Origin of the sequence: Blautia caecimuris, assembly GCF_024622975.1 — a bacterium.
GTDB classification, from domain to species: Bacteria; Bacillota; Clostridia; order Lachnospirales; family Lachnospiraceae; genus Blautia_A; species Blautia_A caecimuris.
On the sequence record NZ_JANJZT010000011.1, the window covers coordinates 1 to 22,669 of the forward strand.

Annotated in this window: 21 protein-coding genes; 20 read left to right on the top strand and 1 reads right to left on the bottom strand. The window is 40.1% G+C overall.

Annotation, left to right across the window (positions count from 1 at the left end):
- Window positions 1-95: 95 nt before the first annotated feature.
- From NSA57_RS08495 to NSA57_RS08555, 13 genes are all read left to right on the top strand, one after another.
- Window positions 96-1,592, top strand: coding sequence for an ABC transporter substrate-binding protein (locus NSA57_RS08495; RefSeq protein ID WP_257464567.1), 1,497 nt, complete (start codon window positions 96-98; stop codon window positions 1,590-1,592).
- Window positions 1,593-1,636: 44 nt separating this feature from the next.
- Entirely contained in the window at window positions 1,637-2,689 is a 1,053-nt protein-coding gene (locus tag NSA57_RS08500; RefSeq protein ID WP_257464568.1) for an aldose 1-epimerase family protein, read from the top strand.
- Window positions 2,690-2,695: 6 nt separating this feature from the next.
- Window positions 2,696-3,376 (top strand): D-lyxose/D-mannose family sugar isomerase, encoded by a 681-nt coding sequence (locus NSA57_RS08505; RefSeq protein WP_257464569.1) that lies wholly within the window; start codon window positions 2,696-2,698, stop codon window positions 3,374-3,376.
- A gap of 18 nt (window positions 3,377-3,394) precedes the next feature.
- On the top strand, window positions 3,395-5,833 hold the full coding sequence (locus NSA57_RS08510) for a beta-mannosidase (RefSeq protein ID WP_257464570.1): 2,439 nt from the start codon (window positions 3,395-3,397) through the stop codon (window positions 5,831-5,833).
- Window positions 5,834-6,247: 414 nt separating this feature from the next.
- On the top strand, window positions 6,248-6,970 hold the full coding sequence (locus tag NSA57_RS19610; protein WP_257464571.1) for a LytR/AlgR family response regulator transcription factor: 723 nt from the start codon (window positions 6,248-6,250) through the stop codon (window positions 6,968-6,970).
- Window positions 6,951-8,228 carry a GHKL domain-containing protein gene (locus NSA57_RS08520; RefSeq protein ID WP_257464572.1) on the top strand — a complete coding sequence of 426 codons (1,278 nt, stop codon included), beginning with the start codon at window positions 6,951-6,953 and terminating at the stop codon, window positions 8,226-8,228. Before NSA57_RS19610 ends, NSA57_RS08520 begins: the two co-directional genes overlap by 20 nt.
- 141 nt (window positions 8,229-8,369) lie before the next feature.
- Window positions 8,370-8,537, top strand: a complete 168-nt coding sequence (locus tag NSA57_RS08525) for a cyclic lactone autoinducer peptide (protein ID WP_022068834.1) — start codon at window positions 8,370-8,372, stop codon at window positions 8,535-8,537.
- Window positions 8,534-8,929: a hypothetical protein gene (locus tag NSA57_RS08530; protein ID WP_138270880.1), complete on the top strand. Its 396-nt coding sequence runs from the start codon at window positions 8,534-8,536 to the stop codon at window positions 8,927-8,929. The genes NSA57_RS08525 and NSA57_RS08530 overlap by 4 nt, the downstream gene beginning before the upstream one ends.
- 62 nt (window positions 8,930-8,991) lie before the next feature.
- Window positions 8,992-10,074: a hypothetical protein gene (locus tag NSA57_RS08535; RefSeq protein ID WP_257464574.1), complete on the top strand. Its 1,083-nt coding sequence runs from the start codon at window positions 8,992-8,994 to the stop codon at window positions 10,072-10,074.
- The gene (locus tag NSA57_RS08540; RefSeq protein WP_257464575.1) at window positions 10,071-10,850 is read left to right on the top strand and encodes a hypothetical protein; all 780 of its coding nucleotides are present in this window, start codon (window positions 10,071-10,073) and stop codon (window positions 10,848-10,850) included. The genes NSA57_RS08535 and NSA57_RS08540 overlap by 4 nt, the downstream gene beginning before the upstream one ends.
- A gap of 4 nt (window positions 10,851-10,854) precedes the next feature.
- Window positions 10,855-11,712 carry a hypothetical protein gene (locus NSA57_RS08545; protein ID WP_138270883.1) on the top strand — a complete coding sequence of 286 codons (858 nt, stop codon included), beginning with the start codon at window positions 10,855-10,857 and terminating at the stop codon, window positions 11,710-11,712.
- Between the two features lie 35 nt (window positions 11,713-11,747).
- Complete coding sequence (locus tag NSA57_RS08550; protein WP_257464576.1) at window positions 11,748-12,395, top strand: ABC transporter ATP-binding protein; 648 nt, start codon at window positions 11,748-11,750, stop codon at window positions 12,393-12,395.
- Between the two features lie 78 nt (window positions 12,396-12,473).
- The gene (locus NSA57_RS08555; RefSeq protein ID WP_257464577.1) at window positions 12,474-13,031 is read left to right on the top strand and encodes an accessory gene regulator B family protein; all 558 of its coding nucleotides are present in this window, start codon (window positions 12,474-12,476) and stop codon (window positions 13,029-13,031) included.
- A gap of 131 nt (window positions 13,032-13,162) precedes the next feature.
- On the opposite strand, the gene NSA57_RS08560 is transcribed toward NSA57_RS08555, so the two are convergent.
- Complete coding sequence (locus NSA57_RS08560; protein WP_173753379.1) at window positions 13,163-13,933, bottom strand: HD domain-containing protein; 771 nt, start codon at window positions 13,931-13,933, stop codon at window positions 13,163-13,165.
- Between the two features lie 543 nt (window positions 13,934-14,476).
- Here NSA57_RS08560 and NSA57_RS08565 point away from each other — a divergent pair.
- From NSA57_RS08565 to NSA57_RS08595, 7 genes are all read left to right on the top strand, one after another.
- Entirely contained in the window at window positions 14,477-15,439 is a 963-nt protein-coding gene (locus tag NSA57_RS08565) for a lysozyme inhibitor LprI family protein (protein ID WP_257464578.1), read from the top strand.
- Window positions 15,440-15,694: 255 nt separating this feature from the next.
- Window positions 15,695-16,165, top strand: coding sequence for a YbaN family protein (locus NSA57_RS08570; protein ID WP_330671318.1), 471 nt, complete (start codon window positions 15,695-15,697; stop codon window positions 16,163-16,165).
- Window positions 16,166-16,240: 75 nt separating this feature from the next.
- A complete protein-coding gene (locus NSA57_RS08575) occupies window positions 16,241-18,187 on the top strand; it encodes an ABC transporter ATP-binding protein/permease (protein ID WP_257464579.1) in 1,947 nt (648 codons plus the stop codon).
- A 57-nt stretch (window positions 18,188-18,244) separates the two neighbouring features.
- Window positions 18,245-20,053, top strand: coding sequence for an amino acid ABC transporter ATP-binding/permease protein (locus NSA57_RS08580; RefSeq protein ID WP_257464580.1), 1,809 nt, complete (start codon window positions 18,245-18,247; stop codon window positions 20,051-20,053).
- A gap of 140 nt (window positions 20,054-20,193) precedes the next feature.
- On the top strand, window positions 20,194-20,451 hold the full coding sequence (locus tag NSA57_RS08585) for a hypothetical protein (RefSeq protein ID WP_257464581.1): 258 nt from the start codon (window positions 20,194-20,196) through the stop codon (window positions 20,449-20,451).
- Between the two features lie 330 nt (window positions 20,452-20,781).
- Window positions 20,782-21,714, top strand: coding sequence for an AEC family transporter (locus NSA57_RS08590; protein WP_173753385.1), 933 nt, complete (start codon window positions 20,782-20,784; stop codon window positions 21,712-21,714).
- Between the two features lie 119 nt (window positions 21,715-21,833).
- On the top strand, window positions 21,834-22,580 hold the full coding sequence (locus tag NSA57_RS08595; RefSeq protein WP_257464582.1) for an SDR family NAD(P)-dependent oxidoreductase: 747 nt from the start codon (window positions 21,834-21,836) through the stop codon (window positions 22,578-22,580).
- Window positions 22,581-22,669: the final 89 nt, after the last annotated feature.

Genomic DNA, 22,669 nt, shown 5'->3' on the forward strand with positions numbered 1-22,669 from the left:
TGTAAACCTCCTGTAATTCAAGGTTTTAAAGGATTTTAGAACAATAAAAACAGATAGTTTTTGACACTACCAATAAAAAACAGGAGATTATAAAGATGAAACGTGGATATATAAAAAAGGCGGCAGCCCTTGGAACAGCAGCAGTTCTTACTGCAGGAATGCTGACAGGCTGCGGAGACAAAGCAGAAACAAATAAAAACGGCGAAGAGATCGTTGAGCTTACCTGGTATCAGGTGGGAGACGCTCAGGCAGATGACAACATGGTATTTGATGAAGTAAATAAATATCTGGCTGACAAAATCGGTGTAAAATTAAATGTAGTAAAAGTAGGCTGGGGAGACTACAACCAGAAAATGCAGGTTGTAATCAATACAGGCGACCAGTGGGATCTGTGCTTTACCTGCTCCTGGGCAAACGATTACCTCCAGAACGCACAGAAGGGCGCTTTCCTGGAACTGGATGATCTTCTGAAAGAAGAAGGCAAGGAAATGTATGACAGCATTGATCCGCGCTTCTGGGAGGCTGCAAAGGTAGGAGGAAAGACCTACGGTGTTCCAAGTGAAAAGGAAATCGGAAACTGCCCGATGTGGGTATTTACAAAAGAATATGTAGACAAGTATGACATTCCATATGAGGATATCCATACTCTTGAGGACCTGGAACCATACCTGAAGCTTATCCAGGAAAACGAGCCGGATGTAGTGCCGCTGTATCTGACAAAGGACTATACAGCTCCTACTTATATGGACAAGATCCAGGATCCTATCGGAATTGAATACGGTGATGACACACTGACTGTAAAGAATGTATTTGAGACAGAGAGAATGAAGTCTACCTTAAAGACCATGCGCGAGTATTATCTTGCAGGATATATTAACAAGGATGCGGCAACAGCTTCTGATGACAAATCGATCAAACGTTTTGTAACAAAAGGTGACGGACAGCCATATGCAGAGCTTACCTGGGGAAAAGACCTTGGCTATGAGGTAGTTGCATCTCAGATCATGGATACTCAGATCACCAATGCTTCTGCCCGTGGAGCTCTGACAGCCATCAACAAAAACTCCGAGCATCCGGAAAAGGCAATGGAGCTTCTGAACCTGATCAATACAGACCAGGAACTGAGAAACATGCTGAACTATGGTATTGAGGGAACTCACTGGGAAAAGGTTGAAGTTTCTGAAGAGGAAAAGGCTGCAGCAGAAGGCAAAGATTATATCTATGACTACAAGGCAAAACTGATTCCGGAAAAACAGAAAGATTACTCTGCTCCTTACTGGGTACAGGGAGGTCTGTTCAACACTTATGTAATGGACAATGAACCTCTTGACAAATGGGCAACCTTTAAGGAGTTTAATGACGAATCTGTGGAGGCGCCATCCTTTGGATTTGACTTTAATCTGGAGCCTGTGGCAACAGAGGTAGCCGGATTCAGAAACATTCTGGATGAGTTTGGAAAATCTCTGTACACAGGAAGCGTAGATCCGGATGAATATCTTCCGAAGCTGCTTGATAAGCTTGATGCAACAGGTGTAGACAAGGTTATTGAGGAAATGCAGTCTCAGATTGACGAGTGGAAGGCAAGTAAATAATAACATATAAAAATAAAAAGTTAATTGAAAGAGGAGCGCAGACAATGAAAAAACAGGATATACTCCGACACGTAGGCCATATGAGCCAGATTGCAGAAATAAGAGAAATATCCTATCAGGAAGGCAGAGCAAAAGGAATGAACGGCTGGCAGATTAAAAATGGCCCTTTAAGATTTACGGTTATGAAAGATAAAGGGCTGGATATCAGCGAGCTTTCCTATAAGGGAATCAATATGAGCTTTCTTTCCAAGCCGGGGCTTCAGGGAAGAAACCACTATGATACTAACGGGCAGGAAGCCCAGAGAAGCATCATGGGAGGAATGATTTTTACCTGCGGACTGGAAAACATCTGCGCTCCTTACATCGGAGACAGGGAATATCCCATGCACGGAAGAATTCGTACAACTCCGGCAGAGCATACCGGCGAAAAGGTATGCTGGGAGGGAGATGAATACCATCTTTCCGTATGCGGAGAGATGCGGGAGGCAGAGCTTTTCGGAGAAAATCTGGTGCTGAAAAGAAAGATTTCCACCATTTTTCCGGGAAAGCAGATCATTATTGAGGATGAAATAGAAAATCAGGGCTTCCGGGAAGAACCCGCGATGCTTTTGTATCATTTTAATGTTGGCTATCCGCTTCTGGAAGAAGGAACAAAAATTATTCTTCCTACAAAAAAAGTAACACCAAGAGATGAAGCTGCCGCCCCCTTTACAGAAAAATATTGTATAATGGAAGCACCGAAGGATCGGGAACCGGAGTATGTATTTCTTCATGAACTGGCAGAAGATGGAGAAGGAAATACTTTTGCTGCTGTGATCAACGAAAAAACCGGATTTGGAATCCGGCTGGATTTTAACAGAAAAAATCTTCCGTATTTTATGGAATGGAAATCCCTGGCGTCCGGAGACTATGTAGTAGGTCTGGAGCCTGCAAATTCCAGCGTATATGGAAGAGCGTATCATGAAGAAAACGGCAATCTTCACACAATCAAACCATTTGCCAGAGAAAACAACAGGCTTGTGATTACAATTCTTGAGGAAGAAGAGCTTGTACGTACAGAAGAAGAGGCGCAGGCCCTGGCAGGAAAAAAGGAGTAATAGGACATGAAAAGAAGTAAGATTAATGCAGTAATCAAAGATATGGAAAAGCTGATAAAGGATCACGGATTTCAGCTTCCTCCTTTTTGCAAATGGACACCGGAGGACTGGAATGAAAAAGGTCATGAATATGATGAGATCAGAGACAATATGCTGGGCTGGGATATTACAGATTATGGCCTTGGAAAATTCGATGAAGTAGGATTTGCACTGATTACTTTAAGAAATGGAAACCTTAAAATGGATAAGTATACAAAGACTTATGCAGAAAAGCTTCTTATGGTAAACGAAGGACAGATGGCTCCTATGCATTTCCACTGGAACAAAATGGAAGACATCATTAACCGCGGTGGCGGAAACGTTCTGATCACTGTTTATAATTCCACAGAGGACGGACAGTTTGCAGACACAGACGTTACTGTAAATTGTGACGGAAGAGAATTTACAGTGAAGGCAGGAACACAGATCCGCCTGACACCGGGAGAGAGCATTACTGTTTATCCTTACATGTATCATGACTTCCATGTGGAAGAAGGAACAGGGGCAGTGCTTCTTGGCGAGGTTTCCATGTGTAATGATGACGAAAACGACAATCGTTTCTATGAGCCTATCGGAAGATTCCCGGAAATTGAAGAGGACGAGCCTGCATACCGCCTTCTTTGTAATGAATATCCGAAAGCAGAATAAAAAGAACCAGAGGACACTATGAGAGCAAGAGAATTAAACCAGAATTGGACCATGCGCTGTGTGGAGGATTCACAGTGGCAGGAAGCCAGAGTTCCCGGGACAGTATATACCGATCTTCTGAGAAACGGGAACATGGAGGATCCTTACTGGAAGGACAATGAGGATGCCATCTGCAGCCTTATGGAAAAGGATTATGAATATCAGTGTACTTTTCAGGGAGAGGAAACATCAGAGCTTTCCAGCGTATTTCTGAGATTTGAGGGACTGGATACCGTTGCGGACATTTATCTGAATAATGTGCATCTTGGAAATGCGGAAAGCATGCACCGCATATGGGAATATTCTGTAAAGGACATTCTTTTGTCCGGGGAAAATACTCTGAAGGTAGTATTCCATTCTCCTTTGAAATTTATTGCAGAGGCCTACAAAAAATATGGAAATATCGGAAATGACGATACATATGAAGGGTTCATGCATCTTCGAAAGGCCCATTACATGTTTGGCTGGGACTGGGGAGCGCATCTTCCGGATGCCGGAATTTTCCGTCCGGTTTTTCTGTGCAGCGTTTCTCATGGAAGGATTGACAGTGTTTATATCAGACAGCAGCATGAGGAAAATAACTGTACTCTGAAGTTTAAAGGAGACTGTATCAGAGAAATGCCGGGAGAATACCAGTGGAGGGTTCTGGTAACAGCTCCTGACGGACAGAAATATGAAACAGTTCTTTCTCCTCAGGGAGAGGGTCAGCTGGTTATTGAAAATCCGCAGCTGTGGTGGCCTAACGGACTTGGAAATCAGCCTCTTTATCAGGTACAGGTGCAGCTTTTGTATGAAGGAAATGTGGAAGACACCTGGAAAAAGCGGATCGGTCTTAGGACTATGACTATGCAGCGCCAAAAGGACCAGTATGGGGAAAGCTTTGCCCATGAGGTCAATGGAAAAGCTTTTTTTGCCATGGGTGCTGATTATATTCCGGAAGAGCATCTTCTGGGAAGAAGAAGTGAAGAAAAGACAAGAAAGCTTCTGGAAGACTGTAAGCTTGCGAACTTTAATGTGATCCGTGTATGGGGCGGAGGCTTTTATCCGGACGACTGGTTCTTTGATATCTGTGATGAGCTTGGTCTGGTAGTGTGGCAGGATTTTATGTTTGCCTGCTCTGTATATGAGCTTACGCCGGAATTTGAGGCAAATATCCGAAAAGAATTTGCAGATAATATAAAAAGACTTCGTCACCATGCATCTCTTGGCCTGTGGTGTGGAAATAATGAAATGGAAATGTTTGTGGACGAAAGGTGCTGGGTCACAAAGGCTTCAGAGGTGCGGGATTATCTTTTTATGTATGAGAGGATTATTCCCGAGGTTTTAGGAGAATATGATCCGGAAACCTTTTACTGGCCGGCAAGCCCGTCCTCCGGAGGTTCCTTTGACAATCCCAATGATCCGGACAGAGGCGATGTTCATTACTGGAAGGTATGGCATGGAAACCGTCCGTTTTCTGAGTACAGGAAGCACTTTTTCCGCTATGCATCCGAGTTTGGTTTTCAGGCTCTTCCTTCCAAAAAGACTATTGAGACATTTAGCGATGATCCGGATGACTGGAATCTGTTTTCCTATATTATGGAAAAGCATCAGAGGAATTACGGCGCAAACGGAAAGATCATGAATTACATGCAGCAGACCTACCGGTATCCCGGAGATTTCGATACGGTGATCTATGCTTCCCAGCTTCTTCAGGCAGACGCTATCCGCTATGGAGTGGAGCATTTCAGAAGAAACAGAGGAAGATGTATGGGAGCAGTATACTGGCAGCTGAATGACTGCTGGCCTGTAATTTCCTGGTCCTCCATTGACTACACCGGCCGCTGGAAAGCGCTTCATTATTACGCAAAAAGATTTTTTGCCCCGGTAATGATCTCCTGTCAGGAAGAGAGCTGGCTGACCCAGGAGGCGAATATGAACCGTCAGCATTTTCAGTTTGAAAAGTCCATTCATCTGAACGTCACCAATGAAACCTTAGGAGATAAAGAAATTCTGGTGAAGTGGTATGTGAGAAATGCGGCGTCGGAGATTCTAAGAGAAGAGCAGGCAATGATTCAGGTTCCGGCTCTGGAAAGTGTATGGCTTCCTAAAGAGGAGCTGCCGGAAATTGATGTATTTACTCAGTATGTAAGCTTTAAAGCCTGGGAAAATGGAAAGTGTATTTCAGAAGGAACTGTGATTTTTTCCTATCCGAAATATTTCCGGTATGAAAATCCTGAGCTTAGCTGCAAGGTGGAGGGAAATCAGATTACGGTATCTTCGCCGGTATATGCAAAAAGCGTGGAAATCCTCAATGAACAGGAGGATCTGGTACTGTCAGATAATTACTTTGATCTGAACGGAGACAGCAGAACAGTAGAGATCCTTCGTGGAAAACCGGAAGGCCTGAAGCTCAGAAGTGTGTGGGATATCCGGTAAAACAGAATACAGACATAAATTTAAAGGGGTGGATCATACCCCTTTAAATTTTTTTATATATTCCTGCGCATGCTTTTGGATTTCCTGCATCTGACGGGAAGTGACAGGATTGGCATACGGGATTCTGTGAACCAGTTTTTCAATAACAAAATCACTGTGTCTGGCAATGACAGTACGAATGATTTTACCACACTATAAGTGTGGACAAAATAAACAGTAATTTTACAGACAGGATGTTGGCATATGAATGTACCATCAGATTGACTTCACGGTAGAAAAAGCATGACAATATTGATATAATCAGGAGGACAGATACGAATTCAACAAAAAGGAGAGGTTATAATATTTATAAAGATAATGTGGAAGAGACTGCGAAATATACTTCCATATAACTGAAAAAAGGAAGGGAAAATAGTGAAGGCTATAATCTGTGATGATGAAAAAAGTACATGTTCCGAGCTGGAAGAGATCATATTAAAATATGCGAAAGAGAAAAGAGTTCCCCTTGTGACAGAGGTTTTCTATTCAGGGGATATTTTGCTGGATTATTTGAAAAGAGAGAAAATAAATATTCTTTTTCTGGATATAGAGCTGCCAGGGAAAGATGGAGTTATGGTTGGCAAATATATAAGAGAGGTTCTTGAAGAAGAGAATATATTTTTGGTGTATATCTCTTCAAAAGAGAATTATGCATTACAGCTTTTTCAAAATCGTCCATTTGATTTTTTGGTAAAGCCCATAGAACAGGCGAAGATATACCATGTTTTGGACAACATCTGTCGTATATCGGGAAAAAACAGTGCGGAATTTAAGTTTCAAGTTCAAAACAGCACATATTGCATTTTGTATAAAGATATTTTGTATTTTCAAAGTGATGGAAGAAAAATTAATATTGTAATGAAAAAAGAGGTCAGGACATTTTATGGGAAATTAAATGAAATAGAAGAAAAACTTCCGGAAAATCTTTTTCTGAGAATACATAAATCGTATTTAGTGAATAAAAGTTATGTAAAGGGATTTACATACGAGTGGGTAAAAATGTTGAATGGAGACGTACTGAATATAAGTAAAATTAATCGTGCAGATGTACGGAGAAAGATTTTGGAGAGTGCTGCTGATGAGTTTGAAAATATTTAATAGTATTATAGCGTTGCTGGCAAATGCACTGCGTTTTTACGCGTTGAAATATTTTGTTGGTATTTTTGTGCAAAAAGAGGAGAGCAAGTGGAATCATATTTTTATTTTATACATTATAGGCTGGGCATGGACAAGTGTGATAAGCTTGATTTTTTTCTCTCCGGCTATGAATATCCTGTCAAACATAGCAAGCCTTTTTTTAATCTTTTTACCATACCGTATAAAGAAAACAAAAAAATGTCTGGCTGTATTTGTCATATACGTGATTAATGCTTTGGTTGACAGTATTGTCATTTTATCTTTGACAAAATACATGCCAGGACAGCCGGTAAATCAGGTGTATGAATGTATCACAAGCTTTATCCTATTATTGATTGCGATTATTATCCAGAGGACAACAAAATCAGAACAAGAAATTACATTACCGACATTAAATATGATTGCGCTTTTAATGGTTCCTGTTATCAGTATTGTATACATATATTATCTGGTTATTACTGTACATGAAATAAAAGGAATTGTTATTTTTGCAGCACTGGCACTTCTTTTTATTAATATTCTCATTTTTTATCTGTATCATTCATTGCTTAAATTTTATTCTGCACGTATGAATGAGCAGGTATTTAAACAGATGCTGGAAGTTTATTCTTATCAGTTAGATGTAGCCAGAGAATCAGAAGAGCGGGTGAAAGCATTGAGACATGATATCAAACATCATATCATTGAATTATCTGCAATGGCTAAAAAAAATAATAATAACGACATGATAAAATATTTAAGCAGTATGAAGGAATTTATGCTAAATCCAAAAGAATATTCAACTACAGGAAACCGGGAAATAGACGGAGTATTGAATTACATGCTACAGAAAGCAAACAGTACGCTGAATCAGGTAGATGTTCAGATAAATATTCCGGAAGATCTATATTTCAATAATTTTAATATTTGTGTTATTTTGGGAAACCTAGTAGACAATGCAGTAAGAGAAGCCAGTAAGTCGGAGGAAAAGTTGTTGACCATAAAAATGCAAATAAAACAGGAGGTGTTATTAATCTTTATAGAAAACAGCTATTCAGGAAAAATCCTTGAAAAGAAAAATGGACTGCAGACAACTCAGACAGAACTTGCAATACATGGTATCGGATTAGAAAATGTAAAAAAAGTGGTTCTTGCCAATGGAGGAGAAATTAAAACAGATTATACATCTGATAGATTTTGCGTTCAGGTTCTTTTGTATATGTCGCAGATCAAAAACTAAGAGACTTATGATGAGTCTCTTTTTTTGTATATAAAAAGCAGAGGCTGATTTTGACAAAAACATGGGCGAATTTTGACAATCATGTAAAAAGTCAATAATTGTATGTTACAATTCAATCACTTTAAAGGGAGGTGTAAGCCAATGGATAAGAGAACTTCTACAAATGGGAACAAGGTATTGAGGTACATAGCAAAGAGGATAGCCGTAAGAGATGCCAATACAACCTGTCCTTTCTTGGGATATCAGCCTGAACTTCCACAGACAGTAAAACAATTAAATAAAATGAATGAAAGGGGCAAGGACGAATGATGAAAAAGTTATTATGTGCAGCGGTTTTAGCTACAACGTTGATTTGTAGTAGTTCCACAGTTCATGCAGGAACAATACCGTTTACCGTTACGGTTGGTGGAACCGGGTCTCAGGATCCATTGTCAAAGAGAGAGAGGAAAACAGATGATGGAGATACATTTGCCTATTTTAGAGGCCAGGAATTTAGTGCTGATAAAGCAGGGATTTATGTAAGATCGTATAATTTGGACAAAGAGTATATTTATTCGGGACAAAAGTTTTTGGTAAGTACTACAGCAGGAATACGTCAGAGTGCTCAATATAATATGACAGCTCCTGGAGGAGAATATTATTATATGAAATCAGAGGCTCAGAGTAAGCGTGTGACTGTAAAAGGATATTATTGTCCGTAATCCGTTCAATGGCAGAAAAAGGAGGAATATATCCTCCTTTTTTTAACAAGGGAGGTTGTGCAATGAATTATAAAAAAATTTTTATGGCTGTTCTTTATGTGTGTTTGTTTATGCCATTAATATCACAAAATATGGTTATGGCATCTGAGAATATTTTTCCAGAAAAATATATAAATAAACAGAATGGTGTGACATTTGAAACAAATATTGAAGTCCCAGAGAAACTTGATTTTTCAAAAATAAAAACAGGAACTGCCAAATTGCAGTATCCAAAATCTGAACAGGCTATATCGGAAATTGCTGCTGATATTGCAATAGTTGATCAAGATATATCAAGTATTGAGTGGAAAGGGAAAACAGTAGATATCAGTTATTATACGCTTGAAGATGGAAGTACCTTGAACCTGGATACGATACTAACTTATACAACTCCGTTTTTTGATGATATTTTGAATGTATTTCGTGTTGAAAAAACAGACGTTTTTAACGCAGACAATTATAGTCAAGAAAATAATTTTAGTTATATCAGTTCGGAGGATGCTTTTCAGTACATTGTTGATATGATCAATAGATGCGGGTATGAATTAGGAGAAACAAATTATAAATATTATGCCCTGGATGCAGAGACTATGCAGCAACAGGAAATTATAGCAGACAAGGCAGGCGATAATTCTATAAGTGAACCACGGGAATGGAATAAAGAAGACGACTGTTATTATTTTTTTGCAGAACAGGTATATGAAGGGCTGCCAATTTATTATGGAAATCAGACGTTTCCAGATGATGGAGTTACAAACAGACCTGTTCAGGCGGTGTATTCTTCCAGAGGAGTGGAGGGATTATATGTAAATAAGGTATATAGTATTACTGAATCGGGGGGAAAAGTGAGTTTGCTGGAATTTGATAAATTAGCAGAAAAGATATCGGATAAATATGGGAATCTACTGACATCTGCATCTTATTATGTAAACCGTGCGAAGTTATATTATATGCCTGTCGCAATAGGTGTGGAAGATTATGAATTACGTCCGGTATGGTTATTTGAAATTCACGAAAAAGGTACAGATAGTGAAACAGAAAATGAGTACGAAACCACACTATATACATTTCTGGATGCGCAGACAGGAGAGGAAGTGGTTGTTTGATAAAATCAAACCGAGGCAGAGGATATTTTTTAACAGATATAGGAAGAGTATTTATAAAGAAAGAAACCTACATGGGGATAATAGGGGTAACGGTTGCATTATTTTTTTCAATCAGTGGAAATATACAGACAACAGTTATTTCTAATTTTTTATATGGGACATATGGGGTAGGATTCTTACTTGCGTTTGTATTTTGTGCGTTTTCCTATGGAACAGTTTATAGTGATGAATTGGAAAACGGGTATATTCGTTATTCTGTAATACGCGGTGGATTGAAACATTATGTAATTTCTAAAGCAGCAACAATATTTTTATCCTCAGTAGTGGTTATGGCAGCAGGATGTGGAGTGTTTGGCATTCTTTGTTCTTTGCATATGCCATGGGCGGACGTTCAGATTTGTAAAGAGTTGGCAGCATCAGGGGGATATGCCTGGCTGATTAAAGAAAACAGATATGTATTATGGCTTGTCTCGTACGGATTACAATGGGGGATGCTGGCAGGAAGCCTTTCACAAGCAGCAGCATTTGCTTCTTTATACATAACCAATCGTTTACTGGTTCTGTCCGTTCCTGTATTTTGTTACCAGGCAATTACTGAGTTTTCTGTAAAACTTACAGAAAAAAACAGTATGTGGAGTATTCAAAGCGTTTTTGATGCCAGGTATCAAATGTTTGGAGACGATAGAAAAATGTTTCTGTGGGCGCTGGGGCTGAGTCTTTGTACGACTATGGCTCTATGTGGAATAAGTTATATCAGATTAAAGAAAAGGATATAAAAGCATGAAACAACTACATTATTCAATTCAAATTTTTTTACAGAAACTCCGGCAGAGCAGAATGTATACACTTTTGATTTTAGAAACTTATATCCTTTATATTTATGTTCAGCCAGTGATTAAATTTTCGCAGGACGTGAAATATCCATCAACACCATGGCTGTTGCCATTTCTGTTTTCTAATATATATTTTATTTTTTTATTTATGCTAGGGGTAGTATACATGTTTTCAGACGTACCTTTTATGCAACATTATTACATGTATCAAATAGTGCGTATAGGGAGAAAAAGATGGGCAATCGGGCAGATTGTATCAATTATTTTTCAGTCATTATTTTTGATGTTTTTTCATTTATCTGTCAGTATACTGTGGATCATCAGACATTGTGAATGGAAACTGGAATGGGGAAAACTGTTGCATACCGTTGCTTTGACAAATGCATCTGCACATTATGGTTTTTTATTTGAAGTGCCATATTCCGCTATACAAAAGTATTCACCACAGGAACTGACTATTTTGACATTGTTTATTGGTACTTTCGTAATTGCATTTACAGGTGTTTTTATGTTCGCAATTTGTTTAATATTGAATCGCTACTGGGCAATAGCAGCGGCGGTAGCAATGATCAGTATGGTTTATCTTGTTCATAATGCAAATCCTGCAATGATTCAAAAGATATCTGCATTTGCTCCGGTCAGCTGGATACAAACAACTAATATAGGGACAAAAATGTATAATTATTATACACGACCTTCACTGACTTATATTGTATGCGCATTATGTATTGGGATTTTAATATTCAGCATATTGATAATATGGCGTGTAAATAATGTGGAGTTTTTATTTAGCAAAGAAGACTGAATTTTTATTATTATAACTTGTACAGAGGAAAATATATGGACAGACAGAATTATGCGATCGAAGTATCTCATGTAAGTAAAAGTTTTAAAGATAACAAAGTTTTGAGGGATGTTTCTCTTTCCTGTCAGAGTGGCAAAATTTATGGACTTGTTGGACATAATGGTTCTGGAAAGACTGTTTTGTTTAAATCTATTTGTGGTTTTCTTTCCTGCGATGAAGGAACCATAACTGTCAATGGTAAGGTTATGGGGAAAGATAAGGATATGCTGACCGATGCGGGGATTATTATTGAGGAACCGGCTTTTTTGCGGACATGGAGTGGATATCATAATCTGGAATTTCTTTATACTTTGCGCAACAAAAAGAACAAAGAATATCTTTATTCTGTTCTCAGAAAAGTCGGTTTGGATCCCACATTGAAGCGTCCTGTTGGAAAATATTCACTGGGCATGCGCCAGAGACTTGCCATTGCGCAGGCCATTATGGAAGATCCGGGAATTTTGATTCTGGATGAACCTATGAATGGCTTGGATAAAAATGGAGTGAGAGAGATCAGGGAGCTTCTGTTAAAAATGAAAGAAGAAAATAAACTGATTATTCTGGCCAGTCATAATCGGGAAGATATTGATGTTCTTTGCGATGAGGTTTATGAAATGGAAGACGGGGTAATCTGTAAAATATGAAAAACAGAGTTTTTAATGGAGGATATTGGGCTAGGAACTTTTAAAGGTGTGACATTTGGGGGGGGGGGAGAAAAATGAATGATAAGTGAATGGAGTAGGACAATATCAAATCAAATATGTGAAAATCAGAACGAAAAGGAGATTATTCAGTATGGTTTAAATCAGTTTTTTTGGATACTATTAAATTTTTTTGCAATTGCAATATCCGGTGTTTTATGGCACGAATTTTGTTTTAGTATCTTGGTCTTTTTAGAAATATATTTTTTGCGCCCATATGCAGGCGGTTATCATGCTGATACAGAAATAAAATGCTGTATGATTTCTGTAGGAATCGTGAATATTGCAATGCTAGTAAGAAAGATCAATGTATTTTCACCAGATAGTATACTTATGATTTATATATGCTTCATTTGTGTGATCGCCTTGTTTTCTCCTGCAGATAATCCGATACATCCTCTATTAAAGGCAGACAGCAGGTATTACAGAAAAAGGTCAAGACAATTAGTTTTTGGGTACAGCAGCTTACTTGCGGTGAGTATGGCTCTGCGAATTACAGTTTTAGGAGATTCAATTATATACACAATTTTGATAGTAGGAGTATCTGTTTTGGCAGGAAAATGGAAGTATAAGAAGTAAACATTTCTTTTCGGAAGATTCCCGGAAATTGAGGAAGACGAGCCGACATACTGTCTCTTTTGTAATAAATATCCGAAAGCAGAATAAAAACAGAAAGTATTATCAGAATGACAGGAATTTTAAAGGGGTGTTTACACCCCTTTAAATTTTTTTATATATTCCTGCGCATGCTTTTGGATTTCCTGCATCTGACGGGCAGTGACAGGATTGGTATACGGGATTCTGTGAACCAGTTTTTCAATATAATTGTTTTCCGCAACAATGTCCATGCTTTCCTTAAAGTTCAGGTCAAAGATATGAACCAGATAGGATACCCAGTAATCCATTTTTGTGATCCGGTCAGCGGACAGAATGGTGCTGCTGCGGAATACTGTTTCATAAACCTTTGGGGAGATTTCAAGGGCTCCAATCTCTTCGCCGGGCATTCCCATAAAGGTGAGCAGATCATCTTCAAGCTTTACCCGGAAGTTGTCCAGTTTATCTGCGTCGCGGATAAGCCGGGCATGGAAAAGCGCACAGGGATCAGAAACTCCTTCCAGAACAAAATCACTGTGTTTTGCAATGGCAGTGCGAATGATTTCATCCCAGCGATCATCCGGCATAAAACGACGGATCATTCCTTCCTCAAATAAAATCTGCACGCCATAGGCGGCATGATCCATGGTTGTTGGCTCAAAACTGTCAAATTGTTTTAACTGCTCAAACCGTCCGATATCATGGAGAAGAGCAATGATTTTGGCAAGGGATACAGTTTCTTCATCCAGATTTCTCCGGCGGCATACCTCTTCCGCCTGCTTTACCACACCATAAGTATGGACGATCTTCAGACGGACTTTATCGTTATTCTGATCATAATCTTTTAAATATTCCTGAAAAACGTGAGCTGCTTTTGTAAAATCCATAGCCGGACTCCTTATTGGTTTTATTAGGTTTATTGTATCATTTCCCGGCGTATAACACCACTGTAAAAACAGGAGAATATTATTTATTGTCCACGGGATATTATTCTGCCAGGTGTTCGGGCATATATGCAAAAAAACGGGATATACAGGATAAAATGACATAGCCGAAGATGAATGGAAAGGGATTCTGACCAGATTTCCGGGAACGGAGTAAGCAGCATTTTTATATAACGGCACATGAATGTATAATCAGTTGGGTTTCACGGTAGAAAAAGTATGACAATGCTGATATAATCAGGATAGCAGGCAGGGATTCAATAAAAAGGTGAATTTATAGCTTTCGTAAAAATAATGCTGAAAGTACAGCGATAAATTGCATCAGAGACAAAGAAATACGGAAGTACAGTAAGAGTCTGTGTGAATAGAACAGATATTTTCGGATCATCTGATTTGGGACAGGAAGAATGAGGTGAAAGGGGACACGGAAATATTTCTGTACTAAATAAAAATTTATCATAAATGAAAAACAGGAGGAAAGAGAGTATGAGAAAGAAAACAGCAGGACTGGCAGCACTTATCTGCGCCGCAGGGCTGATATCTGTAACACAGACAGATACGGTACTGGCAGATGGAGGATTTTCCTATGAGGATGTGGCAAATCGGGAGTTTTTGTTTTGCAGTGGGGCCGGTGCGTGGTCAACAGTTCTGACAATCAATGAGGATGGAACTTTTGAGGGGTATTATCATGACACAGATATGGGAAGTCGTGGGGAAGAATACCCTAGCGGAACACGATATGTCTGTAATTTTTCAGGACAGTTTACAGAGCCGGTTCAGGTAAATGAGTATACATATTCAGCTCAGCTTCAGACTCTTCAGTGTGAACAGGAACCGGGTACAGAGGAAATTATTGAGGGAATAAAAAATATGTACAGCGAACCTTATGGTTTGGATAATGCAGAGAATATACTGTTTTACATGGAGGGAGCGCCCATAGCGGAGCTTCCCGAAGGATACCGAAGCTGGGTTGGATATTTGGATCTGGCAAATCTTCAGGAAACTTCATTGCCATTTATCGGACTTTATAATGAGGCTGCCCAGCAGGGATTTTCCAGTGCAGTAAAAGAAGGCTCGGCTCCGGTGACTGAGGAGACTTCAGATATTGATGCAGAGCTGACAGAAACAGAATCAAAGGCAGCAGAGCTTCAGAGCAGGATAGACAGCGCTCTGGCGCAGGCAGATATCAATATATTGTCAGGTGAGCTTTATAAGCTCTGGGATGATGAGCTGAATTCTATCTGGGGAAGATTAAAGACTATTCTTCCAGCAGATACAATGGAGCAGCTTACAGATGAAGAGATTGCCTGGATTGAAGAAAAGGAGGCAGCTGTGGCAGCGGCAGGCCGTGAGGCAGCAGGCGGAAGCATGCAGCCTATGCTGGAAAATTTAAAGGGATCGGAACTGACAAAAGCCAGAGTTTATGTACTGGCAGAATATCTGAGATAATCATTGATACAGCAGCGACAAAGAGACATTTCGTAATTGAGATGTCTCTTTTGTTTTTATGAGATGCATAGCCAGAGTTTAAGGCTTTTTGGTATCCGCATATCAAAGATTCCATTGTGAAAATTTTGTATTTGCTCAGTTATGGTTAGCAATATAAAAGTTGTTGACAACTTACAGTTAGTTGTGGTATACATATTTAAGTTAGATTAGACTTACTAAATAATGATTGAAAACAGCCGGGACAACTGTAAAAAAATGCAGTATGAAAGACAGAGGGATTGTCTTGTAGGAGAACAGCTGCACTGTGTACAGAAAAGCGGCGGAAAGGTCTGGTATATGAAGAAATCAATAAAAATATTCTGGATAACGGCAGGTTTTTTATGTTTGGGACTGGGAACCGCAGGAGTTTTGCTACCTTTTCTGCCAACTGTGCCTTTTTATATGGCAACTGTTTTCTGTTTTGCAAAAAGCTCCAGGAAGCTTCATGGCTGGTTTATCGGAACCACTCTGTATAAAAAGAATCTGGACAGTTTTGTCAGAGAAAGGGCTATGACTATGAGAACAAAACTAAGGATCATGGGAATGGTTTCCGGAATTATGGCAATTGGCTTTCTTATGATGAAGGATGTGCCTGCAGGAAGAATCTGTCTGGCAGCAGTGTGGGTATTTCATGTTTTTTACTTTTTTATGAGGATCAGAACGATTCCCACAGAGACAAAGCAGTAAAAAACAGGCTTTGAAGAAAGTAAAAGACTGAAGAGCACAGAGCATTTTTGATAATAGAAAAAGGAGACATACAGAATGATCGACACAAGGCTTACAGGACTTTTGTCCCATGCAAAAAAGTATATTGTATACAACATATTCTGGCAGTGGATTTCACTTCTTGCACAGATAGGAGCAGTTTTTTCCATTGCAGGACTTCTGGGGCAGGCAGCAATTCTTCTGGAAAGTAAAAAAGAAGAAATGTTTTTTATACAGGGACAGAATACAAATGGCCTTTATATGGGCCAGACACTTATTGTGCTGACAATCTGTGTGGCAGTCCGTTTTATCTGCGAAAAACTGGCAGCCCGGGCATCCTGTCAGGCAAGCGTGGATGTAAAGCAGGTTCTTCGCAAAAGGATTTACCGGAAAATGCTCAGTCTGGGAGCTTCCTATCATGAACAGGTTTCAACCTCAGAGGTGATGCAGGTGTGTACAGAGGGAGTGGAACAGCTTGAAATTTATTTTGGAAAGTATCTGCCTCAGCTTTTTTACAGCCTCCTGGCGCCTCTGACACTATTTTTTGTGCTGATGCACATAAGCCTTCGGGCAAGCGCGGTACTTTTGATCTGTGTGCCTCTGATTCCGGTTTCTATTGTGGCAGTACAAAAGCTTGCAAAAAGACTTTTGAACCGATATTGGAGTATTTATACAGGACTTGGAGATTCGTTTCTGGAAAATCTTCAGGGAATGACCACTCTTAAAATTTATCAGGCAGATGAGATGAAAGCAAAAGAAATGGATAAAGAGGCTCAGATATTTCGCAGGATTACTATGAAGGTTCTGACTATGCAGCTAAATTCCACAAGTGTGATGGATATCGTGGCCTACGGAGGCGCTGCGGCTGGAATGATCGTGGCAGCATCTGAATTTCTGGCAGGCACATTAAGCTTTGCCGGAGCCCTGACAATTATTCTTCTGGCATCAGAATTTTTTATTCCTCTGAGACTTCTGGGGTCATTTTTCCACATTGCAATGAACGGAATGGCTGCCAGCGATAAGATTTTTGCTATTCTGGATATTCCGGAAACAAAGATCAGCCAGAATTCAGGAGATAAAGCTGAAGGTCAGAAAAGGAATGCGAACTTTCGATTAAAGGAAGAAAGCTTACATGCTTCAGAAGCTATAAAAGATGTAAACCAGGAAGAAATAACAGGTAAAAAGATGAAAATACAGTTCCGGAACGTGCATTTTTCTTATGAAAAGGACAGGGAAATCCTGGCAGGGATTGATCTTGATATGCCGGCAGGAGCGTTTATATCCCTTGTGGGAGAATCCGGATGTGGAAAAAGTACTATCGCAGGTATTCTGGCAGGGAGAAATCGGGGATTTTCCGGTTCTGTTACTGTGAATGGAACTGCCCTGGAAGAGATTTCCGAGGAAGCTCTGATGAAAAATGTTACTCTGATCCGCCATAACAGTTATCTTTTTAAGGGAACTGTAGAGGAAAATCTCCGTATGGCAAAACCGGATGCCAAGGAATCGGAGATGAGGGAGGTTCTTGCCAGAGTAAATCTTCTGGGATTTCTGGACGGACAAAAGGGAGTGAAAACAGAGCTTCTGGAGCAGGCGGAGAACCTTTCCGGAGGCCAGCGTCAGAGACTGGCTCTTGCCAGAGCGTTGCTTCATGACTCGCCGGTGTATGTTTTTGACGAAGCGACCAGCAATATTGATGCAGAAAGTGAAGAGCTTATTATGAAAGTAATACGCCAGCTTTCACAGACAAAAACAGTTCTCCTGATTTCCCACAGGCTTGCAAATGTAGTGGATTCAGACTGTATCTATATGATGAAGGACGGAAAAATATGTGAACAGGGAAAACATAAAGAACTTCTGGCTCTTGACGGAACTTATGGGAAACTTTATAAGGGACAGATGGAGCTTGAAAATTACAGTAATCCCAGGAGAGGAAATTCTGAAGTAATGGGCGCAGACCGGAAAGAGAAACAATTCTTTACCAAAGAATCAAAGGATAAAAATTAAAAGTGAAGGGATAAAGAAGGTTTTATGACCTTGTTGAGTCCTTTTGCAGAAAGGCAGATGATAGAAAAGAGTATGAATACTGGCTATGATATATCAGAAAAAAGGGTCCTGCCGGACAGGCGCAGAAGCGCACTGAAGATTATGGGAAGCCTGATCGGTCTGGTAAAGCCTCTGATCCACATTATGATTCTGGCAGTCCTTCTGGGAACTGCCGGGTATCTTTGCGCGATTTTTCTTACAATACTTGCAGGGCAGATACTTATTCAGGGGCTAGGCCATGCAGCAGGCACTCAGGGAGCAATGAGCCAGGGGCTTTTTGCGGGAATGACGCCACAGAATCTTTTTGTTTTAATGATTGTTCTGGCTGTTGCCCGTGGAATCCTTCATTATGCGGAACAGTACTGCAATCATTTTATTGCATTTAAGCTGCTGGCAATTATCCGTCATAAAGTATTTGCGGCACTGCGAAGGCTTTGTCCGGCAAAGCTTGAAGGACGGGATAAGGGAAATCTGATTTCTATTATTACCACAGATATTGAGCTTCTGGAAGTCTTTTATGCTCATACCATTTCACCTGCAGCCATTGCAGCTCTTACCTCTTTTATGATGGTATTTTTTATGGGAAGCTATCATGTGGGAGCAGGGATTTTTGCGCTGTGCGCTTATCTGATTGTGGGTATTTTTATTCCTCTGTGGAACGGGAGCAGAGGGGGAAATACCGGAATGGAGTTCCGCGCGAAATTCGGTGAGCTGAACAGCTATGTGCTGGATTCTCTCAGAGGACTGGATGAGACAATACAGTATGGTCAGGGTAAAAATCGTGAAATACAGATGGAAGAAAAATCTGCGGAGCTGATTAAAAAGCAGAAAAAACTAAGCTGCATGGAGGGCGGGCAGAGATCTGTCACAAATCTGGTGATTCTTCTGGCATCCTTTGGAATGTTGTTTTTTATGTTGTATCTTTATGGAAAACAGACGGTAGATCTTGACGGAGTGGTTATCTGTACCATAGCCATGATGGGCTCCTTTGGCCCGGTGATAGCGCTTTCAAACCTGTCCAATAATCTGAATCAGACGCTGGCAAGTGGAGAACGGGTACTGTCCGTTCTGGAAGAAAAACCTCAGGTAGAAGAAATTTATGAGGGAGAAAAGGACCTTCATGAATTGGGGAAAGAACAGGAAAACACTTTCCATAAGGGCTCTGCACAGATGCTATTTGCCGGGGCAGAAGCATCCCATGTAACCTTTTCCTATGAGGAAGAAGAAATTCTCAGGAATTATTCTGTTAAAATTCCGGCCGGTAAAATTGTGGGAATACATGGAGCCAGTGGAAGTGGTAAATCTACACTTCTGAAGCTTCTGATGAGGTTCTGGGATGCAGATTCAGGTGAGGTTTCTGTAAACGGAGCCAATGTGCGCGGGATTCCCACACGCAGTCTGAGAGATACGGAAAGCTATGTAACACAGGAAACACATTTATTTCATGATTCCATAGCAAACAATATTGCAGTGGGAAAACCCGGCGCCTCCAGACAGGAAATTATGGAAGCTGCAAAAAAAGCGTCGGTTCATGATTTTATTATGAGCCTTCCCAAAGGCTATGATACAGAGGTGGGAGAGCTGGGCGACACACTTTCCGGAGGAGAAAAACAGAGGATAGGAATAGCCAGAGCCTTTCTCCATGACGCGCCTTTTATCCTTATGGACGAGCCAACCTCAAACCTGGATTCACTGAATGAAGGCATTATATTAAAATCACTTCGTGAAGAGGCAGATAAAAAGACTGTTGTTCTTGTTTCACACAGGAAATCTACCATGAATGTGGCGGATGTAATGTATGAAATGGAAAATGGGAGAGTGTCGTAGAAGATAGAAATACAAAGAGGAAAAAGAGTTGTTTTTACGTAACTGTTTACACGGTTTGCTGCTGTGTGGACAGTTACGTTTTTGCTTTATAAATTCCCATGATTCGTTTATAATAAAAGGGTAATAATCAATCCTGTGATATGATAAAGGAGGGAGGCCGGTTACAAACGGTTGAGCTGATCATCCGGATCGCAGATTATGTGTTCAGAGACAAAGAAAAAGTAAGGAAAGGATTTGGTGATGTGATGGGCGGAAAGGTATTGGAACTGGAATCAGATAAGCTGATTCAGCGAGGAATTGAACAGGGCATTGCCATGGAACGAAAGAAAACAGAAGCAGCCGAAGCGGAAATTCAGCGTTTAAAAAAGCTTTTGGAGGAAAAGAATAACAAACAGTGAGTTTGTAGGAGAATAACCCCTATCCGGAATGGATAGGGGTTATTGTATTATACTGTAAAAATATTTATATCATGTGCCTGATCATAAATCAGCAGGTACGCAGTCTCCTCAGATGCACATAGCTGGGAACGCAAAGGTATGGAGTGGTGATTTGGTTGGGATATTCCTGTTGTGTCGGTTATTGAAAAGAGATACTTGAAATATATAAATGTGATGTCATATAGTGTCAGTTTTCATATAAAGAAAAAGCTTTTACATTTTAAATAAGCTATTATAAAATAAAGGAGAGACACTGGCCTGGAAATCAGACTTTATCAGAAGGGGGAGCACATGGAACTCAGTTTATTATTGATGCAGCAGATTATAAAATTATTCATTATGATTTTTATGGGATATATGATTGTGAAGGTGGGTATTTTAAAATCAGAAGACAGCAGGGTATTTTCTGCCATGGTTCTCTATTTGATCGTTCCCTGCGTTATTATGAATGCATTTCAGGTAGAATATTCTCCCGAAAAGGCCAGCGGACTTTTTCTTGCATTTGTAACATCTCTGCTGCTTATGCTTGTAACGCTTCCTGCAGTAAATTTATTGGGGAGACTTCTGAAACTGAATGAAGTGGAAAGGATGTCTGTTTATTATTCCAACGCCGGCAATTTAATTATTCCACTGGTGACGTTTATTTTGGGAGAGGAATGGGTCCTATATGCCTGCGTATATATGAGTATTCAAATTGTTTTTTTCTGGACACACTGCAAAAAAGAATTAAGCAGGGAAAAAAGAATTGATTTAAAAAAGATTTTTACAAACATCAATATTATTGTAGTTATGATTGCGGTTATTCTGTTTTTTATGAATATTCATCTTCCGAAATTACTGACAGAAACCTTTGAATCAGTATCTGGTATGGTAGGCCCGGCAAGCATGTTTGTAATTGGAATGCTGATGGCAGGCGCTGATCTGAAAAAAATATTTACGAATCAGAGAGCCTATCTGGTAACAGGCCTGAGACTGATTGCTGTACCGGTATTTTCTCTTTTGATTCTGAAGATCAGCAGGCTGGTTGGAACTCATGCAGAAGGGCGGCAGATTCTGTTGATAGTATTTCTTGCAGTAACAACACCGGCAGCATCTACGGTGACACAGATGAGCCAGATTTATGGGAATGATTCGGAGTATGCAAGTGCAATCGGTGTGATGACGACTCTGGCGGCAGTACTTACAATGCCTCTGATGGTATTGCTGTTTCAGTTGGTTATTTAAAAATATTGTATTATTATAAAAGCCTCCTGATACATCCTGAAACCAATGGTGACATTATCACAGACAGGATATTTCCAAAAGAGTATGATACAGACATAAACAACAGGGAGGTATCCTATATGAGGTTAAAAGATAAAGTAGCAATTATCACAGGCGGAGGCAGAGGAATCGGATATGCCACAGCAGATGCATTTCTGAGAGAGGGAGCAACAGTCATTCTGGCGGCAAGTTCTCAGGAGTCAGCAGATAAAGCAGTGGAAAGTCTGAAGGAAAAATATCCGGACAGGACTGTGGCAGGCATCAGCCCTGATCTCAGCAGTCTGGAAAGTGTGAGAAACGAATTCAGGGAAGCAACTGCGAAATATGGATGTGTAGATATTCTTGTGAATAATGCAGGAGTATCAGAGAGCACTCCTTTTGTGGAGTATACAGAGGAAGCCTTTGACAAAGTAATGGATCTGAATGTAAAAGGTGTGTTTAATGCCACCAGAGCTGCTTCTGAGTGTATGATTGCAAGAGGCAGCGGTGTAATTCTGAGTACTTCATCTATGGTCAGTCTTTACGGACAGCCAAGCGGGATCGCTTATCCGGCTTCTAAATTTGCAGTGAACGGACTGACGGTTTCTCTGGCAAGGGAGCTTGGTCCAAAGGGAATTCGCGTCAATGCAGTGGCGCCGGGAATTACGGAAACAGATATGATGAAGGCTGTGCCAAAGAGCGTGATCGAGCCTATGATCGCACAGATTCCCCTTCGAAGGCTGGGACAGCCGGAAGATATTGCCAATGCATTTGTGTTTCTTGCATCGGATGAGGCCTCTTATATTACAGGCGTAGTGTTAAGCGTGGATGGAATGGCGCGAACCTGACCGGAGCAATATAAGAGTAAAAACGTATCAGTATAAACAGATGAGCAGGCTGAAAGGCAGATCAGATAAATTATTGCAGGAAAGATGGA